Origin of the sequence: Pseudomonas azotoformans (assembly GCF_900103345.1) — a bacterium.
Taxonomy (GTDB): Bacteria; Pseudomonadota; Gammaproteobacteria; order Pseudomonadales; family Pseudomonadaceae; genus Aquipseudomonas; species Aquipseudomonas azotoformans.
Window position 1 is genome coordinate 1,127,390 of record NZ_LT629702.1, and the last position, 14,716, is coordinate 1,142,105.

Sequence of the window (14,716 nt, forward strand, 5' to 3'; positions counted from 1 at the left end):
GCTCAGTTGTCCTGTTTGCGGTTGAGGGCCAATGCCTGGGCGGGCAGCAGGCGTACGGCGTCACCCTCGTGCAGCAGGTGTGCACCCAGGGCGACGACGATTTGGCCGGGCGCCACGCCGCTGTCGAGCAGTGCGTCTTCCTGGCCGAGGCTGGCGACGTTCACCGGGGCGAAGCTGATCGTGTCATCTGCACCGATAACCCACACGCCAGTGCCTTGCCCGGCGTCCTGCAAGGCGCCGATGGGCACGCGGGTTTGCGCGGCCTGGCCGTTGCCTTGCAGGCGCACGGTGATGGTCGAGCCGAGGGCGAAACGCTCGATGGTGCCATGCAACACGTAGCGAGCGCGGTAGGTACGGGTAGTCGGGTCGGCGCTGGCGGACAGTTCGCGCAAGGTGGCGGTCACCGCCTGGTCCGGGGCGCCGAAGGGGAAGGCCAGGGCTTTCTGCGAGGCTTGGTCGCGCTGGTTTTCCGGCAGATTGACGATGGCTTCACGGGCTCCGTCGTGGGCCAGGCGCGCAACGATCTGTCCTTCAGCCACCACTTGGCCGCGGTCCACCCGGACGTCGGTGATGATGCCGTCGCCATCGGCCTTGAGCACCGAGTAGGTGCGGCGGTTTTCGATCTGGCTGGCATCGGATTGCGCCGCGGCCAGTTCGGCTTCGGCCACCCGCAGGTTGGTCGCCGACTGGTCGAAGATCTGCCGCGACACGGCACCGGTGCTGGCCAGGCGCTGGTAGCGGTTTTCGTCGTCACGGCGTTGGCGCAATTGTGCCTGGGCGGCGCTGACGCGGTTCTTCGCCGAGCGCAGGGCCAGTTCAAAGTCGCCGATGTCCAGCACCAGCAGGGTATCGCCACGGGACACATGCTGGCCGGGGTCGACCTTGCGTTCAATGACCTTGCCGCCGACCCGGAAGCCCAGGTCACTTTCGGTACGTGCCGCGACCACGCCGGTATAGGCGCTTTGCTGGGTGCCGGCCGCTTCGACTTTGGCAGCCAGGACCGGGCGAGGTGGGGGGGCTTCGGCGGCGGTGTCGGCCTTGCTGTTGCAGCCATTGAGGACCATCAACAGGGCCAGGGGCGTGAGAAGACGCAGGGGGAGAGGGTGCATGGCGGGCTCCGGGGTAACCATTGGGCAAAAAATTATGGACATAATTTTTTACGCATATTATGGTCGAAATATAAATTAATCCAGCCCCCCGGATGTTCCCCATGACAAACGCCCCGGTCCCATCGCGAAGCTTGCTGTTTCTACTGGTGGCCCTGACGGCACTGGGTGAGGTCTCGACCCAATTGATCATTCCCGGCCTGGGTGCCATCGAGCAGGCATTGGCTGCGCCAGTCGGTTCGGCACTGATGGCGCTCTCGGCATTTGTCGCCGCTTTCGGCCTTGGGCAACTGTTGTTCGGCCCGCTGTCGGACCGCATTGGTCGGCGCCCGGTGCTGATCGGCGGCCTGGCGCTGTACGTGCTGGCGACCTTGTCGATGTTGCTGGTGCAGGACATCCACCAGTTCATTGCCGCCCGCGTGCTGCAAGGCCTGGGCGCCTGTGCTGCGTTGGTGCTGGCGCGCACGGTGGTGCGGGATGTGTGGAAGGCCGAAGCCGGGCCGGCCCTGGCGTTGACCATGATCGGCATGCTCTACGCCATCGTGGTGGCGCCGATGGTCGGTGGCCTGCTGATCAAGCTGTTCGGCTGGCACGCGCCGATCCTCCTGGCGCTGGCGATTGGCAGCGTGGTGCTGTTGCTGGCGTTGCTGTTCTTTCGCGAGAGCAACCACTACCTAGACCCCAAGGCCGGTCACTGGCGTACCCTCGGCGGGCAATACCTGGACCTGCTCAAGGGCCGCCAGTACCGGGCGTTCGCCGTGGCATTGGCGTGCACCTATGGCGCCATGTTTGCGGTAATCGCCGGTTCGTCGGCGGTGTTCATCAACCTGCTGGGCTTCAGCAGCCTGGAATACGGCATCAATTTCGGCCTGATCGTGTCGATGCTGATCGTGGGGTCCACCTATACTCGCCGCAACATCATGCGCCTGGGGCCGCAGCGGATTGTAGCGATGGGCGTGACGATGGTGGCGGTTGGCGGGGTGTCGGCCGTGGTGATTTACGAACTGTTCGGCCTGTCGGTGCTCGGCCTGGACATCCCGATTGCCCTGGTCACCCTGGGCGGTGGCCTGGTGTTGCCGGGCGCGGTTACCGGCGGGGTCATGCCCAATGCACATCGTGCAGGCTTGGCGGCAGGGCTGATGGGGTTCGCGCAGATGTTCGGCGCCACCTGCAGCGGCATCCTGCTCAGCCAGCTGCGTGACGGCAGTGCCGCGCCGATGATCATCATCCAGGCCAGCTTCGCGGTGATCGCCTTTGTGGCGTTTCACCTGCTGCGTCAACGTCAGGTCAAGGGATTGTCCTATACGTAGGACGAACAGGGCTGCTTTTGCCGGCTAGTGCTCAACAGTTGGCAGCCTTATGGTGTAGGCACTTTGGAGGTACACCATGAAAAAACTGATCGGCATCTACACCAGCCCCCGCGCCCATTGGGTCGGCGACGGCTTCCCGGTGCGCACGCTGTTTTCCTACGACGCCATGGGCAAGCACATCAGCCCATTCCTGTTGCTGGACCACGCCGGCCCGGCCGATTTCACCCCGACTGAGCAACGTCGCGGCGTCGGCCAGCACCCTCATCGCGGCTTTGAAACCGTGACCATCGTCTACGACGGTGAGGTCGAACACCGCGATTCCACCGGTGCCGGCGGCACCATCGGCCCCGGCGACGTGCAATGGATGACCGCCGCCAAAGGCATCCTCCACGAAGAGTTCCATTCTGAAGCCTTCGCCCGCCAAGGCGGTGCGCTGGAGATGGTGCAACTGTGGGTCAACCTGCCGGCCAAGGACAAAATGGCTGAAGCCGGCTACCAGACCCTGGTGGATGGCGACATCCCGGTACTGCCCCTGGCCAACGGCGCCGGGCGGCTGCGCCTGATTGCCGGTGAGTTCGGCGGCACCCAAGGCCCGGCCCGCACCTTTACGCCGATTGACGTGTGGGACCTGCGCCTCAACCCCGGCAAGCCGGTCACCCTGGACCTGCACGAAGGTCGCAACACCGCGCTGGTGATCCTGCGCGGCACGGTGCTGGTCAATGGCGAGGAGGTCGCGCGCCAGGGGCAATTGGCGTTGTTCGAGCGCGATGGCAGCCAGCTCACGCTGGAGTCCAATGACGACGCCAAGGTGCTGCTGCTCAGCGGTGAACCGATTGACGAGCCCATCGTTGGCCATGGGCCGTTTGTGATGAACACCGAGCAGGAGATTCATCAGGCGTTCGCCGACTTTCAGTCGGGTCGTTTCGGGCAGATGTAAGCACACCCGCTATACCCTGGCGCGGCATTTCATGCGATCTTCACGGCATTCGCCCTGGAGTCGCCTGGATGCCCTCATTTATCGCTGATCACCCGATGTTGTCTGCCCTGGCGCTGATCTTGATCGACATCGCCGTGTGGCGTCTTATTTCCGCCAATCTCGCCAACTGGAAGCTGGCGGCGCGGTTGGTGATCTTTGCGGTGTTCAGCGCCGTACTGTTCAACGACGGCATGAACCCGATGCAACTGGCGCCCTATGCGGACAACACCGCCTTGCACCTGGCCGCCACGGCATTGCAGATCGGTTGGTGGCTGTTCGCGGCGCGCACGCTGACGGTGTTGCTCGGCACGCTCATGATGCAGCGGGTCGGGCATACCGGGCGCCTGTTGCAGGACCTGATGGGGGCGGTGATCTTCCTGATTGCGATCATTGCTGCCATGGCCTACGTGCTCGACCTGCCGGTCAAGGGCGTACTCGCCACCTCTGGCGCTGTAGCAATCATTGTCGGCCTGGCGCTGCAAAGTACCTTGAGCGATGTGTTCTCCGGGATCGTCCTCAACACCACCAAGCCTTATCAAATCGATGACTGGATCTCCATCGACGGCACCGAAGGCCGGGTGACGGACATCGACTGGCGCGCCACGCGCCTGCAAACCTCCCAGGGCAGCCTGGCGGTGATTCCCAACTCCCTGGCGGCCAAGGCCAAGATCATCAACTTTTCGCGTCCGGCGGACATGTTTGGCCTGGCGGTCAGCCTGCAGGTCAGCCCCCATGCGCGCCCACAAACGGTGATCGAAGCGCTGGAGCGGGCGATGCAAGGGTGTCGACCGCTGCTGGGCAAGCCGGCGCCGAGTGTGGCGTTCAAGACCTCGGCCAGCGGTGGCGTCGAGTATGAAATCAGCGGGTTCGTGCCGGCCATGGCCCAAAAGCGCGAAGTGCGCAACCAGCTGTACGACCTGGCCTTCCGGCATTTGCAGGCGGCGGGCGTCGGCTTGCTGTCGGCCACTGAAAACAGCGCGCCACCGGCGATGTCCGCGGCGCGCGCGTTACTGGAGCGTTCGTCGATTTTTTCCACCCTGCGCCAGGAAGAGAAAGACACCTTCAGCCAGAACATGACCCTGCACACCTATCGCGCCGGCGAGATGATCCTGCCGGCCGGGGAGGTCAGCGATCATTTGTTCATCGTTGAGTCGGGTGTGGTCTCGGTGATGCTGACCAAGGGCGGGCACAAATTCGAAGCCGGGCGCATGGGGCCGGGCGAGGTGATCGGCGAGGCCGGGATCCTGTCGGATGAGGCGACGCTGGCGGATTTCTCGGCCAAGACGTTCTGCACCCTGTACCGCATCGAGAAGGAATACTTGAAGCCGTGCCTGGATGCGCGCCACGACATCGGCGAGGCGATGAAGGCGCTCTTGGACTTCCGCGTGCACGCCGCGCAGGCCTTGACCCAGGAGGCGCCGGTGGTGCCGGTGAAGAAGGGCTTCCTGCAGTGGCTGCGCCAGCGCGGTCTGTGAGGGTAAAAACCGACTAACCTGCGTTTTTTGCACGTTACCCTACGCAATAAATCGTTTGTCCAACGGCTGGCCGATGACAAAACTGCATGTCACTCGGATAACAAAAACGTTGGGCAAACCACATGCAACTCCAGCGCAATTTTTTCAACGGTCATTTTGTCGAACCCGCCAGCGATGCATTGATCGCTGTCTACAACCCGGCCACCGAAACCCTGGTCGGCCATGTCAGCGCCGCCACGGCCGATGAGGCGATTGCTGCTGTCGACGCTGCCGCCATTGCCCAGAAAACCTGGGGCAAACTCACCAGTATCGAACGCGCTGAATACCTGCGTGCATTCGCCGATGCCCTGGACGCCTGCGCCGACGCTATCGGCACGGCCCTGGCCAGCGAGTCCGGCAAGAGCCTCAGCGATGCCAGCAATGAAGCACGTTACGCCGCGCAGATCACCCGTTACCACGCCGAATGGGCGCGGCGCATCGAAGGCGAGATCATCCCCAGCGATACCCCGGACGAAAACCTGTTCCTGCAACGCGAGCCGATTGGCGTCGTGGCCTGCTTGATCCCGTTCAACTACCCGGTCTACACCCTGCTGCGCAAGATCGCCCCGGCGCTGATCGCGGGCAACACCGTGGTGGTGCGGCCGAGCAACAACACGCCGCTGTCGGCGTTCGAAATCGCCAAGGCGGTGGTCAAGGCCGGAATCCCGGCGGGTGTCATCAATATCCTGACCATGGACCACGCCACCGCCGCCAGCGTCTGCACCCACAAGGCAGTTGGTCTGATTACCCTCACCGGTAGCGTGAATGCCGGGCGCATCGTGCTGGACTACTGCAAGGCCAACATCGCCAAGCCGTCCCTGGAACTGGGCGGCAAGACCCCGGCGATCATCGAGGCCGACGCCAACCTGGAGCAGGCGGCCAGCGCCATCGTCGCGTCCAAGACCACCCATTGCGGCCAGCTGTGCACTGCGGTGGAGCGGGTGTATGTGCACGAAAGTATCTACGCGCCATTCCTCGCCTTGCTGAAAAGCAAAATCAGCGCGGTGAAGTTTGGCGACCGTGCAACCGATGCCAGCCTGATGGGCCCACTGGTGAACGCCAGTTCGCAACAGAATATCCACGCCATGGTCGAGCGCGCCGTCGCCGCCGGTGCTGTACTGGAAGTGGGCGGCGTGCTGCCAGCAGGTCCCGGCCATTTCTACCCGCCGACCTTGCTCAGCGGCTGCCGCCAGGACATGGAAATCATCAGGGAAGAAATCTTCGGCCCGGTGTTGCCGGTGCTCAAGTACCGCGATATCGACGAAGCCCTGGCCTTGGCCAACGACCACCAATTCGGCCTGTCGTCGGTGCTCTACACCGAGAACTATCGCACGGCGATGAAAGTGGCGAACGCCATCGAAGCCGGCGAGTTGTACGTCAATCGCACCCCGGCGGACCCGTATCAGGGTTTCCACGCCGGCTGGAAACGCTCAGGGCTGGGCGGCGATGACGGTAAGCACGGGATGCTTGAGTTCACCCAGACCCGTCTGGTGGTCATGAAGTACTGATCCACGAATACCCGCAGCACCTTTAATAAAAACAATTATCAGGGCGCCCGCGCATCGGGCGCCTGAGGTCTACACGATGTCCAAGCCTGCACCCGTTGCCCAGGTTTCCGTTGCCGTGTCCGCGGCAAACAGCGACACCGCCAGTCGCTACTTCCAATTGATGCTGCTGGTACTGGCCGCAGGGGCGATCTACCCGATCCTCTACCTGCGCCAGGTCTACCAGACCACCATGCTTGAGGTGTTCCACATCAACCACAGCGAGCTGGGCTACCTGTACTCCATGCTCGGCACGATCTTTTTGCTCAGCTATTTGCCCAGTGGTTGGCTCGCGGACCGTTTGCCGCCGCGCTTCCTGATCTTCTTCTCACTGGTCGCCACCGGTGCGCTGGGCCTGTGGTACTCCAGCGTGCCGTCGATGACCGGCCTGATGATCATCTTCGGTTGCTGGGGCCTGACCACCGGCCTGACGTTCTGGGCCTCGGTGCTCAAGCGCGTGAAAATGATCGCCCACCACCGCGAGCAAGGCCGGTTCTTCGGCATCCTCGATGGCGGGCGAGGGCTGGTCGAAGCGCTGCTGGCGACCGTGGCCCTGGGCCTGTTCGCTTACGCCACCGAAACGCGCAGCCAGTCGGCGGCCGAAGGCTTCAAGCACGTGGTTTACCTGTATTCCTTCACCTGTATTGCCATCGGTTGCGTGCTGGTGCTGCTCAAAGACCCAAAATCCTTGGCCGAAACAGCGGCGGTAGAGAAGGGCAGGTTCAACCTGCTCGCCGACCTGGCAACCCTGGTGAAAATCCCCGAGCTGTGGCTGGTCACCGCCATCGTGTTCTGCGGCTATCACATGTTCTGGGCCACCTACAGTTTCTCCGACTACCTGCAAGGCAGCGGCATGACCGCCGTGATGGCCGGCACCATCACCACCATCAAGCTGTGGATGCGCCCCATCGGCGGCATCGGCGGCGGCTGGCTGGGGGACAGGTTTTCCAACATCTCGGTGCTGATCGTCGCGCTGGCCCTGGTAAGCCTGGCGATGGTCGGACTGATCGTGTTCCCAGCCTTCAACAGCCTGGGCCTGCTGATCGGCACGGTGATCTTCATCGGGCTGATGACCTACGCGATTCGCGGCCTGTACTGGGCGATTCTCGACAGCTGCGACATCCCGCTGCGCATCACCGGCCTGGCGATTGGCATCGTCTCGGTGGTGGGTTACCTGCCCGATACCTTTATCCCGTTGATCAACGGCTACCTGACCGACACCTACCCAGGCAAGGCCGGCTACAACCTGTACTTCGGCTACATCGCGTTCATCGGCGTGCTCGGCACTCTCGCGGCCTTGACCCTGCGCGCCCGAATTAACCGTAAAAAATTCAACCAGACAGGTGCCTGAGATGAAAATCGTCGCCCTTGAAACCCATATCGTTGCCGTCCCACCGCCGCACATCGGCGGCATGTACTGGCTGTTCGTCAAGCTCAAGACCGACTGCGGCATCGAAGGCGTCGGCGAGATCTACGCCGCCACCTTCGGCCCCAAGGCCATGCTGCCGATCATCGAGGACGTGTTCGAGCGCTACCTGCTCAACCATGACCCGCACCATATCGAGCGGTTCTTCCGCCAGGCCTATTCGAGCGGCTTCACCCAGCGCCCGGACCTGACCATGATGGGCGTGGTCAGCGGCCTGGAAATGGCCTGCTGGGACATCATCGGCAAGGCCGCCAACAAGCCGGTCTACGAGCTGCTCGGCGGCAAGGTCAACGAGCGCCTGCGTTCCTACACCTACCTTTACCCGGTCAACAGCAAAGGCGAGTACGACTACGACGACCCGGACCTGGCTGCCGAATGCGCCATCGAGAACATGAACAAAGGCTTCACCGCCGTGAAGTTCGACCCGGCCGGCCCGTATACCGCGTACTCCGGCCACCAGATTTCGCTGGAAGTGCTGGAGCGCTGCGAGACCTTCTGCCGCAAGATCCGCGAAGCGGTGGGCGACAAGTGCGACCTGCTCTTCGGCACCCACGGGCAGATGGTGCCGTCCTCGGCGATCCGCCTGGCCAAGCGCCTGGAGAAGTACGACCCGCTGTGGTTCGAAGAACCGGTGCCGCCCGGCCAGGAAGAGGCCATGGCCCAGGTCGCGGCCAAGACCAGCATCCCGATTGCCACCGGCGAGCGCCTGACCACCAAGTATGAGTTCTTCAAGCTGCTGCAAGCCGGCGGTGCGTCGATCCTGCAGATGAACGTGGCGCGCTGTGGCGGGCTGCTGGAGGCGAAGAAAATCGCGAGCATGGCCGAGGCTTACTACGCGCAGATCGCCCCGCACCTGTACAACGGGCCGATTGGCGCGGCGGCAAGTTTCCAGCTGGCCACGTGCACGCCGAACTTCCTGATCCAGGAAAGCATCATGACCTGGGGCGGCTTCCACGCCGAAGTACTGACCAAGCCGTTGCAATGGGAGGACGGCTACATCATTCCGTCCACCGAGCCGGGCCTGGGCGTCGAGCTGAACATGGACGTGGTACGCAAGCACACGCCGTACACCGGCGAACGCCTGCACCTGCAAATGGCACCGACCCCGGCTGACGTGAAAGACACCTCGCCCGCCAAGGGCTAAAAAAACGACTGATGCGGTAACCGTGAATGACATATGACTACATTATCGCCGGCGCTGGCGCCGCAGGCTGCATCCTCGCCAACCGGCTGTCCGCCTCGGGCGAACACTCCGTGTTGCTGCTGGAAGCCGGCGGCAAGGACAGTTCCTGGTGGTTCAAGATCCCGGTTGGTTTCGCCAAGATGTATTACAACCCGACCTTCAACTGGATGTACTACAGCCAGCCGCAAAAGCAGCTGGGCGGGCGCGAAATCTACGCGCCACGCGGCAAGGTGCAAGGCGGTTCGGGCTCGATCAACGCGATGATCTACGTGCGCGGCCAGGCCCACGACTTCAATGACTGGGCGGCCAACGGCAACGACGGCTGGGGCTTTGCGGACGTGCTGCCGTACTTTCGCAAGCTGGAAAACCACCCGCTGGGCGACACCGAGTACCACGGCGGCAGCGGCCCGATCAGCATCACGCCGATGAAGGGCCAGACCCACCCGATCTGCGACGTGTTCCTCAAGGGCTGCGAACAGCTGGGCTATGCCCACAGCGACGACTTCAACGGTCCTGATTTTGAAGGTGCGGGCCTGTATGACGTCAACACCCGTAATGGCGAGCGGTGTTCCAGCAGCTTTGCCCACCTGCATCCGGCGCTGGGGCGACCGAACCTCACCGTTGAGCTGCATGCCTTGGTTGATCGGGTGCTGTTCGACGACCAGCAGCGCGCCACCGGTATTGCCGTGACCCAACACGGCGTTGCGCGCACCTTCACCGCGCGCAAGGAAGTGATCCTGTGTGCCGGTGCGGTAGACACGCCGAAGATCCTGCAATTGTCCGGCGTGGCCGACCAGCGAATGTTGGCCGAACACAACATCCCGCTGGTCAAGCACCTGCCGGCCGTGGGCGAGAACCTGCAGGACCATTTGTGCGCCAGCTACTACTACAAGGCCAATATCCCCACATTGAATGACGAACTCAGTTCGCTGTTCGGCCAATTGAAACTCGGCCTCAAGTACCTGTTCACGCGCAAGGGTGCGCTGGCAATGAGCGTCAACCAGGCCGGGGGCTTCTTTCGTGGAAACGAGGAACAGAAGGACCCGAATCTGCAGTTGTACTTCAACCCGCTGTCGTACCAGATCCCGAAAAACAACAAGGCCAGCCTCAAGCCCGAGCCGTATTCCGGCTTCCTGCTGTGCTTCAACCCGTGCCGTCCGACCAGCCGTGGCACCATCCGCATTGCCTCGAAGAACCCACGGGACGCGGCGCTGATCGACCCAAACTACTTGAGTACCCAGAAAGACATCGACGAGGTGATCCAGGGCAGCCGGTTGATGCGCAAGATCATGCAGGCGCCGGCCCTCAAGGGCATCACCGTGGCTGAGGTGTTGCCCGGCGCGGCGGTGCAGACCGACGAGCAGATGCTGCAATACTTCCGCGAAAACAGTGGCTCGATCTACCACCTGTGCGGCTCCTGCGCCATGGGCTCGGACCCGCAGGTATCAGTGGTGGACAAGCGCTTGAAGGTGCATGGGCTGGAAGGGTTGCGCATTGTCGATGCGTCGATCTTCCCCAACGTGACGTCGGGCAATACCCATGCGGCGGTGTTGATGGTGGCAGAGAAGGGCGCCGACCTGATCCTGGAGGATGCCTCCTGACCTGTAGTGAGCGAGCTTGCTCGCGCTGGGCTGCGAAGCAGCCCCAAAAACAACAGGAGCGCTGCGCACTCCAGCGCGAGCAAGCTCGCTCACTACAAGGGTATCGGTTACCAGCCGCGTAGGCGTTCCCACACCTGTCTGTCGCCATTGTCCAGCAATACGTGATAGCTGCCGAATTGGGTTCCTGTGGCGCAGGCGTGATTGGGCAAAATGCGCAGACGCGTGCCCAACGGGAACTGCGCCGCCACATCCACAGTGCCACCCTGCAATTGCACCACCCCATGCTCCTGATTGGCGCTGCTTAACAGTAGCCCCGCAATCGGCTCACCGCGTTCATCGCACACCTGGCCGTAACCAAAGTCCCGCTTCTGCGACTGCGTCCCGCGATCGCGGCTCATCGCCATCCAGCCGGCGTCGGTGATGATCCAGCCTTTTTCCGGCTGATGGCCGATCACGGTGGTCAGCACGCTCAACGCCAGTTCATCGATACGGCACACGCCGATGTTGTGCATCACCAAGTCAAAGAAGGCGTAAACCCCGGCACGCAGTTCGGTCACGCCCTCCAGGTTGAGGGCGGATAATGCGGTGGGTGTCGAGCCGACGCTGACCTGGGCGCAGGGCATTCCAGCTGCACGAATCTGCTCAGCCGCCTCGACACACCGCGCACGCTCCAGCTCTGCGATGGCCTGTAATGCTTCAGGTGTATCCAGCCCGTAGCTTTCACCGGCATGGGTCAGTACGCCGGTGAGGCTGGCCCCAAGCAGGCGGGCTATGTCCAGCAGCAGCGGGTCCTGCGGCTTCACCCCGGAACGGTGGCCGTCGCAGTCGATCTCGATCATCACCGCAAAGGTTTCGCCCTGTTCCTGGCCGAAATCCATGATCGCCTGGGCACCGGCCAGGCTGTCGGTGATCAGTGTCAAGCCACATCCCCGGCGACGCAGCGCCAGGGCCTGAGGCAATTTGTGCGGGGCCATCGCTACGGCGTAGAGGATGTCGGCGATACCGAGGTCAAAGAAGTACTCGGCCTCTTTCAAGGTCGAAACCGTGATGCCACGGGCGCCTGCTGCGACTTGCGCGGCGACCACTTCAGCGCACTTATGGGTTTTGACATGGGGGCGCAGGTGCACGCCAAGGGCATTGGCACGCTGTTGCATGCGCTGGATATTGCGCTGCATTTTCAGCGTGTCGATCAATGCGGCGGGGGTATCCATGGTGCGGGCTCCACAATGAGGGGCAGGGGGTAAATTGACGCCCTGTCCAGGACTGGATATGTTGTCTTGCATGAAAAACACCTCTCCCAACGATACTCACTTGATCAGCCAGCTCGAACAGATCGCCGAGGGCTTGAGCAAGACCTTCAGCCCCTTCTGCGAAGTGGTGCTGCACGACTTGCGCGACCCCCGGCACTCGATCCTGGCCATCCACAACAACCTGTCCGGGCGTGCGCCGGGCGACCCGACCACCGAGTTGGGCCTGGCGCGCATTGCCGACCCCGACTACCCGCAAGTCATCGCCAACTACCAGAACCAGTTCAGCGACGGCCGCCAGGTCAAAAGCACCTCCATCGGCATCAAGGGCGCCGGCGGCGAGTACGTCGCAGCGTTGTGCATGAACGTCGATCTCTCATTGTTCCGGGGCTTGCAGAGCATGCTGGAGCAATTCGGCTCGGTCAGCGGCGACAAGCTCATCGAGTCCCTGGACCCTTCCGGCGCCGACGTGATCCGTGCGCGGATCGACCAGTTCGCCGCACGCCTGGCCACCACCCCGCGTGCGCTGAAGACGGCGGACCGGCGTGTGTTGATGCAGGAACTCAAGGACTCGGGTTGCCTGGACATTCGCCGGGCCATGGAAACCGTGGCGTCCCATCTGGGCGTGTCGCGCGCAGCGGTCTATACCTACGCCAAGTAGCGCGCCACGGCTTCAATCTCCACCAGATATCCGTGATGCAATTCGGGCACCGGCACCACCGCGCGGGCAGGGCGGTGGTCGCCCAGCGCAGCGGCGTACACGCGGTCGAATGCAGGCCAGTGTTCGACGCCAGCGACGTACACCGTCACTTTCACGAGATCGTCTGGTGTACCGCCGGCAGCTTTCAAAATCTCCAGCAGATTACCCAGTGCAATGTCGGCTTGATCGGCAAACGGCGCTGACAGGTTATGCCGTCCATCCGGGCTCACCGGCAATTGCCCGGAGATGTACAGCGTGTCGCCGTGGCGGATGGCTTGTGAGTAATGGCCAGCGGGTTTGGCGGCGTTGGACGTCTGGATGATGGTCATGACGCCTCGCTCAACAGCGCGGTGTACTTCTGGATATCGACGTTGCCACCGGTAACGATAATGCCCACGCGCTGACCTTTGAACCGGTCGCCCTGGTTGAGCAATGCCGCCAGTCCCAGGCAGCCGGTAGGCTCTACCACCAGCTTCATGCGCTGCATGAAGAACTTCATCGCCCCGACCAACTCGGCATCTGTCACGGTGAGGATGTCGTTCACCTTGTCGCGGATGATCGGGAAGGTGTAGTCGCCCAAGTGCTGGGTCTGGGCGCCATCGGCGATGGTGGCTGGCGTGTCGATATGCACGATGCTGCCGCTGCGGAACGAGCGCTGGCCGTCGTTGCCGGCTTCGGGCTCGATGCCATACAGCAGGCAGTCGGGCGCGAGGGCACGGGTGCTCAGTGCGGTGCCCGAGAGCATGCCGCCGCCGCCAAGGCCAACGAACAATGCATCCAGCGGGCCGGTGGCCTCCAGCAGTTCCTTGGCGGCGGTGCCTTGTCCGGCGAGGATGTGCGGGTGGTCGTAGGGTGGGATCAGGGTCAAGCCGTGTTCGGTGGCCAGGTTGCGACCGATCTGCTCGCGATCTTCGGTGAAACGGTCATACAGGACTACGCGGGCGCCGTATTCGCGGGTGGCGGCGACCTTGGCCGCCGGCGCATCGCTGGGCATCACGATGGTTGCCGGCATGCCCAATAACTGCGCCGCCAGGGCAATGCCCTGGGCGTGGTTGCCAGACGAGAATGCCACCACCCCGGCCTTGCGCTGCTGTGCATCGAACTGCGACAGGGCATTGAACGCCCCCCGGAACTTGAAGGAACCGGTGCGTTGCAGGTTCTCGCACTTGATGAACACCTGGGCGCCGGTCAGTGTGTCGAGGGTGCGCGAGGTGAGCACTGGGGTGTGATGAGCAACACCGTCAAGGCGTTGGGCGGCGGCGATGACGTCGTGGTAAGTCGGCAATGGCATGGGGCGAACCTCACTGGCTGATATGGATAAAATATCCATAACAAGACAAATAGTAAAGGTTGCTGTGTGCATGTTAGCGTTTTGCACTTCTCTGACCGCTGGAGGATTCAACATTGATCCGCCTTACCGACTATATCGCCGACTTTTCTCGATCTGCCTTGGCACCGTGGGCGGACCTCGCGCCCTGGGCGCTGGCCGCCCAGGCGCCTGCCGTTGTTCGCCAACTCCTGGCCGAACTGCCGGCAGACCAGTACGTCATCCAGGATGAGATGGCCATCCACCGTACCGCCACCGTCGAACCGGGTGCGCTGCTCAAGCCGCCCCTGATCATCGGCGCCCATTGCTTTATCGCCAGTGGTTCGCTGCTGCGCGGGGGGTGCTGGCTGGATGAACATTGCATCATCGGCCCGGGTGCCGAGTTGAAGACCTCCTTCATGTTCAGCGGCAGCAAGCTGGCGCACTTCAATTTCGTCGGTGATTCGGTGCTGGGGCACGGCATCAACCTGGAAGCGGGGAGCATCGTCGCCAATTACCGTAATGAGCGTGATGACAAGGAAGTGCGGGTGCGGGTCGACGGTACGTTGCAGCGTACCGGTTGCGACAAGTTTGGCGCGTTGCTCGGTGATCAGTGCCGTATCGGCGCCAATGCGGTGTTGGCGCCGGGAGCGGTGCTCAAGCCTGCCAGTGTGGTGGGGCGCGGGCAGGTGTTCGATGCTGAAGCCTCCCTATAAACACCGTGTTGAAAAGATCATGGTCAGTCGGCGCGATATTAAATAGAATGAATCTCATTTGAGACTCACTCGCGCCGCGCAGGTCGC

The 14,716-nt window shown here is 62.7% G+C and carries 13 protein-coding genes; 9 read left to right on the plus strand and 4 right to left on the minus strand.

The genetic code is table 11. From position 1 onward, the window contains the following. Positions 1–2 precede the first annotated feature (2 nt). On the minus strand, positions 3–1,109 hold the full coding sequence (locus tag BLR69_RS04810; RefSeq protein WP_071495828.1) for an efflux RND transporter periplasmic adaptor subunit: 1,107 nt from the start codon (positions 1,107–1,109) through the stop codon (positions 3–5). A gap of 101 nt (positions 1,110–1,210) precedes the next feature. On the opposite strand from BLR69_RS04810, the gene BLR69_RS04815 reads away from it, so the two are divergent. The 7 genes from BLR69_RS04815 to BLR69_RS04845 all read left to right on the plus strand — a co-directional run bounded on the left by BLR69_RS04815 (position 1,211) and on the right by BLR69_RS04845 (position 10,660). Beyond that, positions 1,211–2,416 carry a multidrug effflux MFS transporter gene (locus BLR69_RS04815; protein ID WP_071495827.1) on the plus strand — a complete coding sequence of 402 codons (1,206 nt, stop codon included), beginning with the start codon at positions 1,211–1,213 and terminating at the stop codon, positions 2,414–2,416. Between the two features lie 76 nt (positions 2,417–2,492). Next, the gene (locus BLR69_RS04820; RefSeq protein WP_071495826.1) at positions 2,493–3,353 is read left to right on the plus strand and encodes a pirin family protein; all 861 of its coding nucleotides are present in this window, start codon (positions 2,493–2,495) and stop codon (positions 3,351–3,353) included. A 68-nt stretch (positions 3,354–3,421) separates the two neighbouring features. Continuing rightward, a complete protein-coding gene (locus BLR69_RS04825; RefSeq protein ID WP_071495825.1) occupies positions 3,422–4,867 on the plus strand; it encodes a mechanosensitive ion channel family protein in 1,446 nt (481 codons plus the stop codon). A gap of 122 nt (positions 4,868–4,989) precedes the next feature. After that, a complete protein-coding gene (gene aldA, locus BLR69_RS04830) occupies positions 4,990–6,414 on the plus strand; it encodes an aldehyde dehydrogenase (RefSeq protein ID WP_071495824.1) in 1,425 nt (474 codons plus the stop codon). 76 nt (positions 6,415–6,490) lie between these two features. Next, entirely contained in the window at positions 6,491–7,801 is a 1,311-nt protein-coding gene (locus tag BLR69_RS04835) for an MFS transporter (RefSeq protein WP_071495823.1), read from the plus strand. 1 nt (position 7,802) lies between these two features. Beyond that, the gene (locus tag BLR69_RS04840) at positions 7,803–9,020 is read left to right on the plus strand and encodes a mandelate racemase/muconate lactonizing enzyme family protein (protein WP_008432553.1); all 1,218 of its coding nucleotides are present in this window, start codon (positions 7,803–7,805) and stop codon (positions 9,018–9,020) included. Between the two features lie 26 nt (positions 9,021–9,046). Next, positions 9,047–10,660: a GMC family oxidoreductase gene (locus BLR69_RS04845; protein WP_071495822.1), complete on the plus strand. Its 1,614-nt coding sequence runs from the start codon at positions 9,047–9,049 to the stop codon at positions 10,658–10,660. Between the two features lie 107 nt (positions 10,661–10,767). On the opposite strand, the gene BLR69_RS04850 is transcribed toward BLR69_RS04845, so the two are convergent. After that, positions 10,768–11,871: a DSD1 family PLP-dependent enzyme gene (locus BLR69_RS04850; protein WP_071495821.1), complete on the minus strand. Its 1,104-nt coding sequence runs from the start codon at positions 11,869–11,871 to the stop codon at positions 10,768–10,770. A 70-nt stretch (positions 11,872–11,941) separates the two neighbouring features. Between BLR69_RS04850 and BLR69_RS04855 the strand changes: the two genes are divergently transcribed. Continuing rightward, on the plus strand, positions 11,942–12,568 hold the full coding sequence (locus BLR69_RS04855; protein ID WP_071495820.1) for a helix-turn-helix transcriptional regulator: 627 nt from the start codon (positions 11,942–11,944) through the stop codon (positions 12,566–12,568). On the opposite strand, the gene BLR69_RS04860 is transcribed toward BLR69_RS04855, so the two are convergent. Further along, entirely contained in the window at positions 12,556–12,936 is a 381-nt protein-coding gene (locus tag BLR69_RS04860) for a RidA family protein (RefSeq protein ID WP_071495819.1), read from the minus strand. The genes BLR69_RS04855 and BLR69_RS04860 overlap by 13 nt on opposite strands. After that, complete coding sequence (locus BLR69_RS04865; protein ID WP_071495818.1) at positions 12,933–13,898, minus strand: threo-3-hydroxy-L-aspartate ammonia-lyase; 966 nt, start codon at positions 13,896–13,898, stop codon at positions 12,933–12,935. The genes BLR69_RS04860 and BLR69_RS04865 overlap by 4 nt, the downstream gene beginning before the upstream one ends. A 113-nt stretch (positions 13,899–14,011) precedes the next feature. Between BLR69_RS04865 and BLR69_RS04870 the strand changes: the two genes are divergently transcribed. Further along, entirely contained in the window at positions 14,012–14,629 is a 618-nt protein-coding gene (locus BLR69_RS04870; RefSeq protein ID WP_071495817.1) for an LbetaH domain-containing protein, read from the plus strand. The last annotated feature ends 87 nt before the right edge of the window (positions 14,630–14,716 follow it).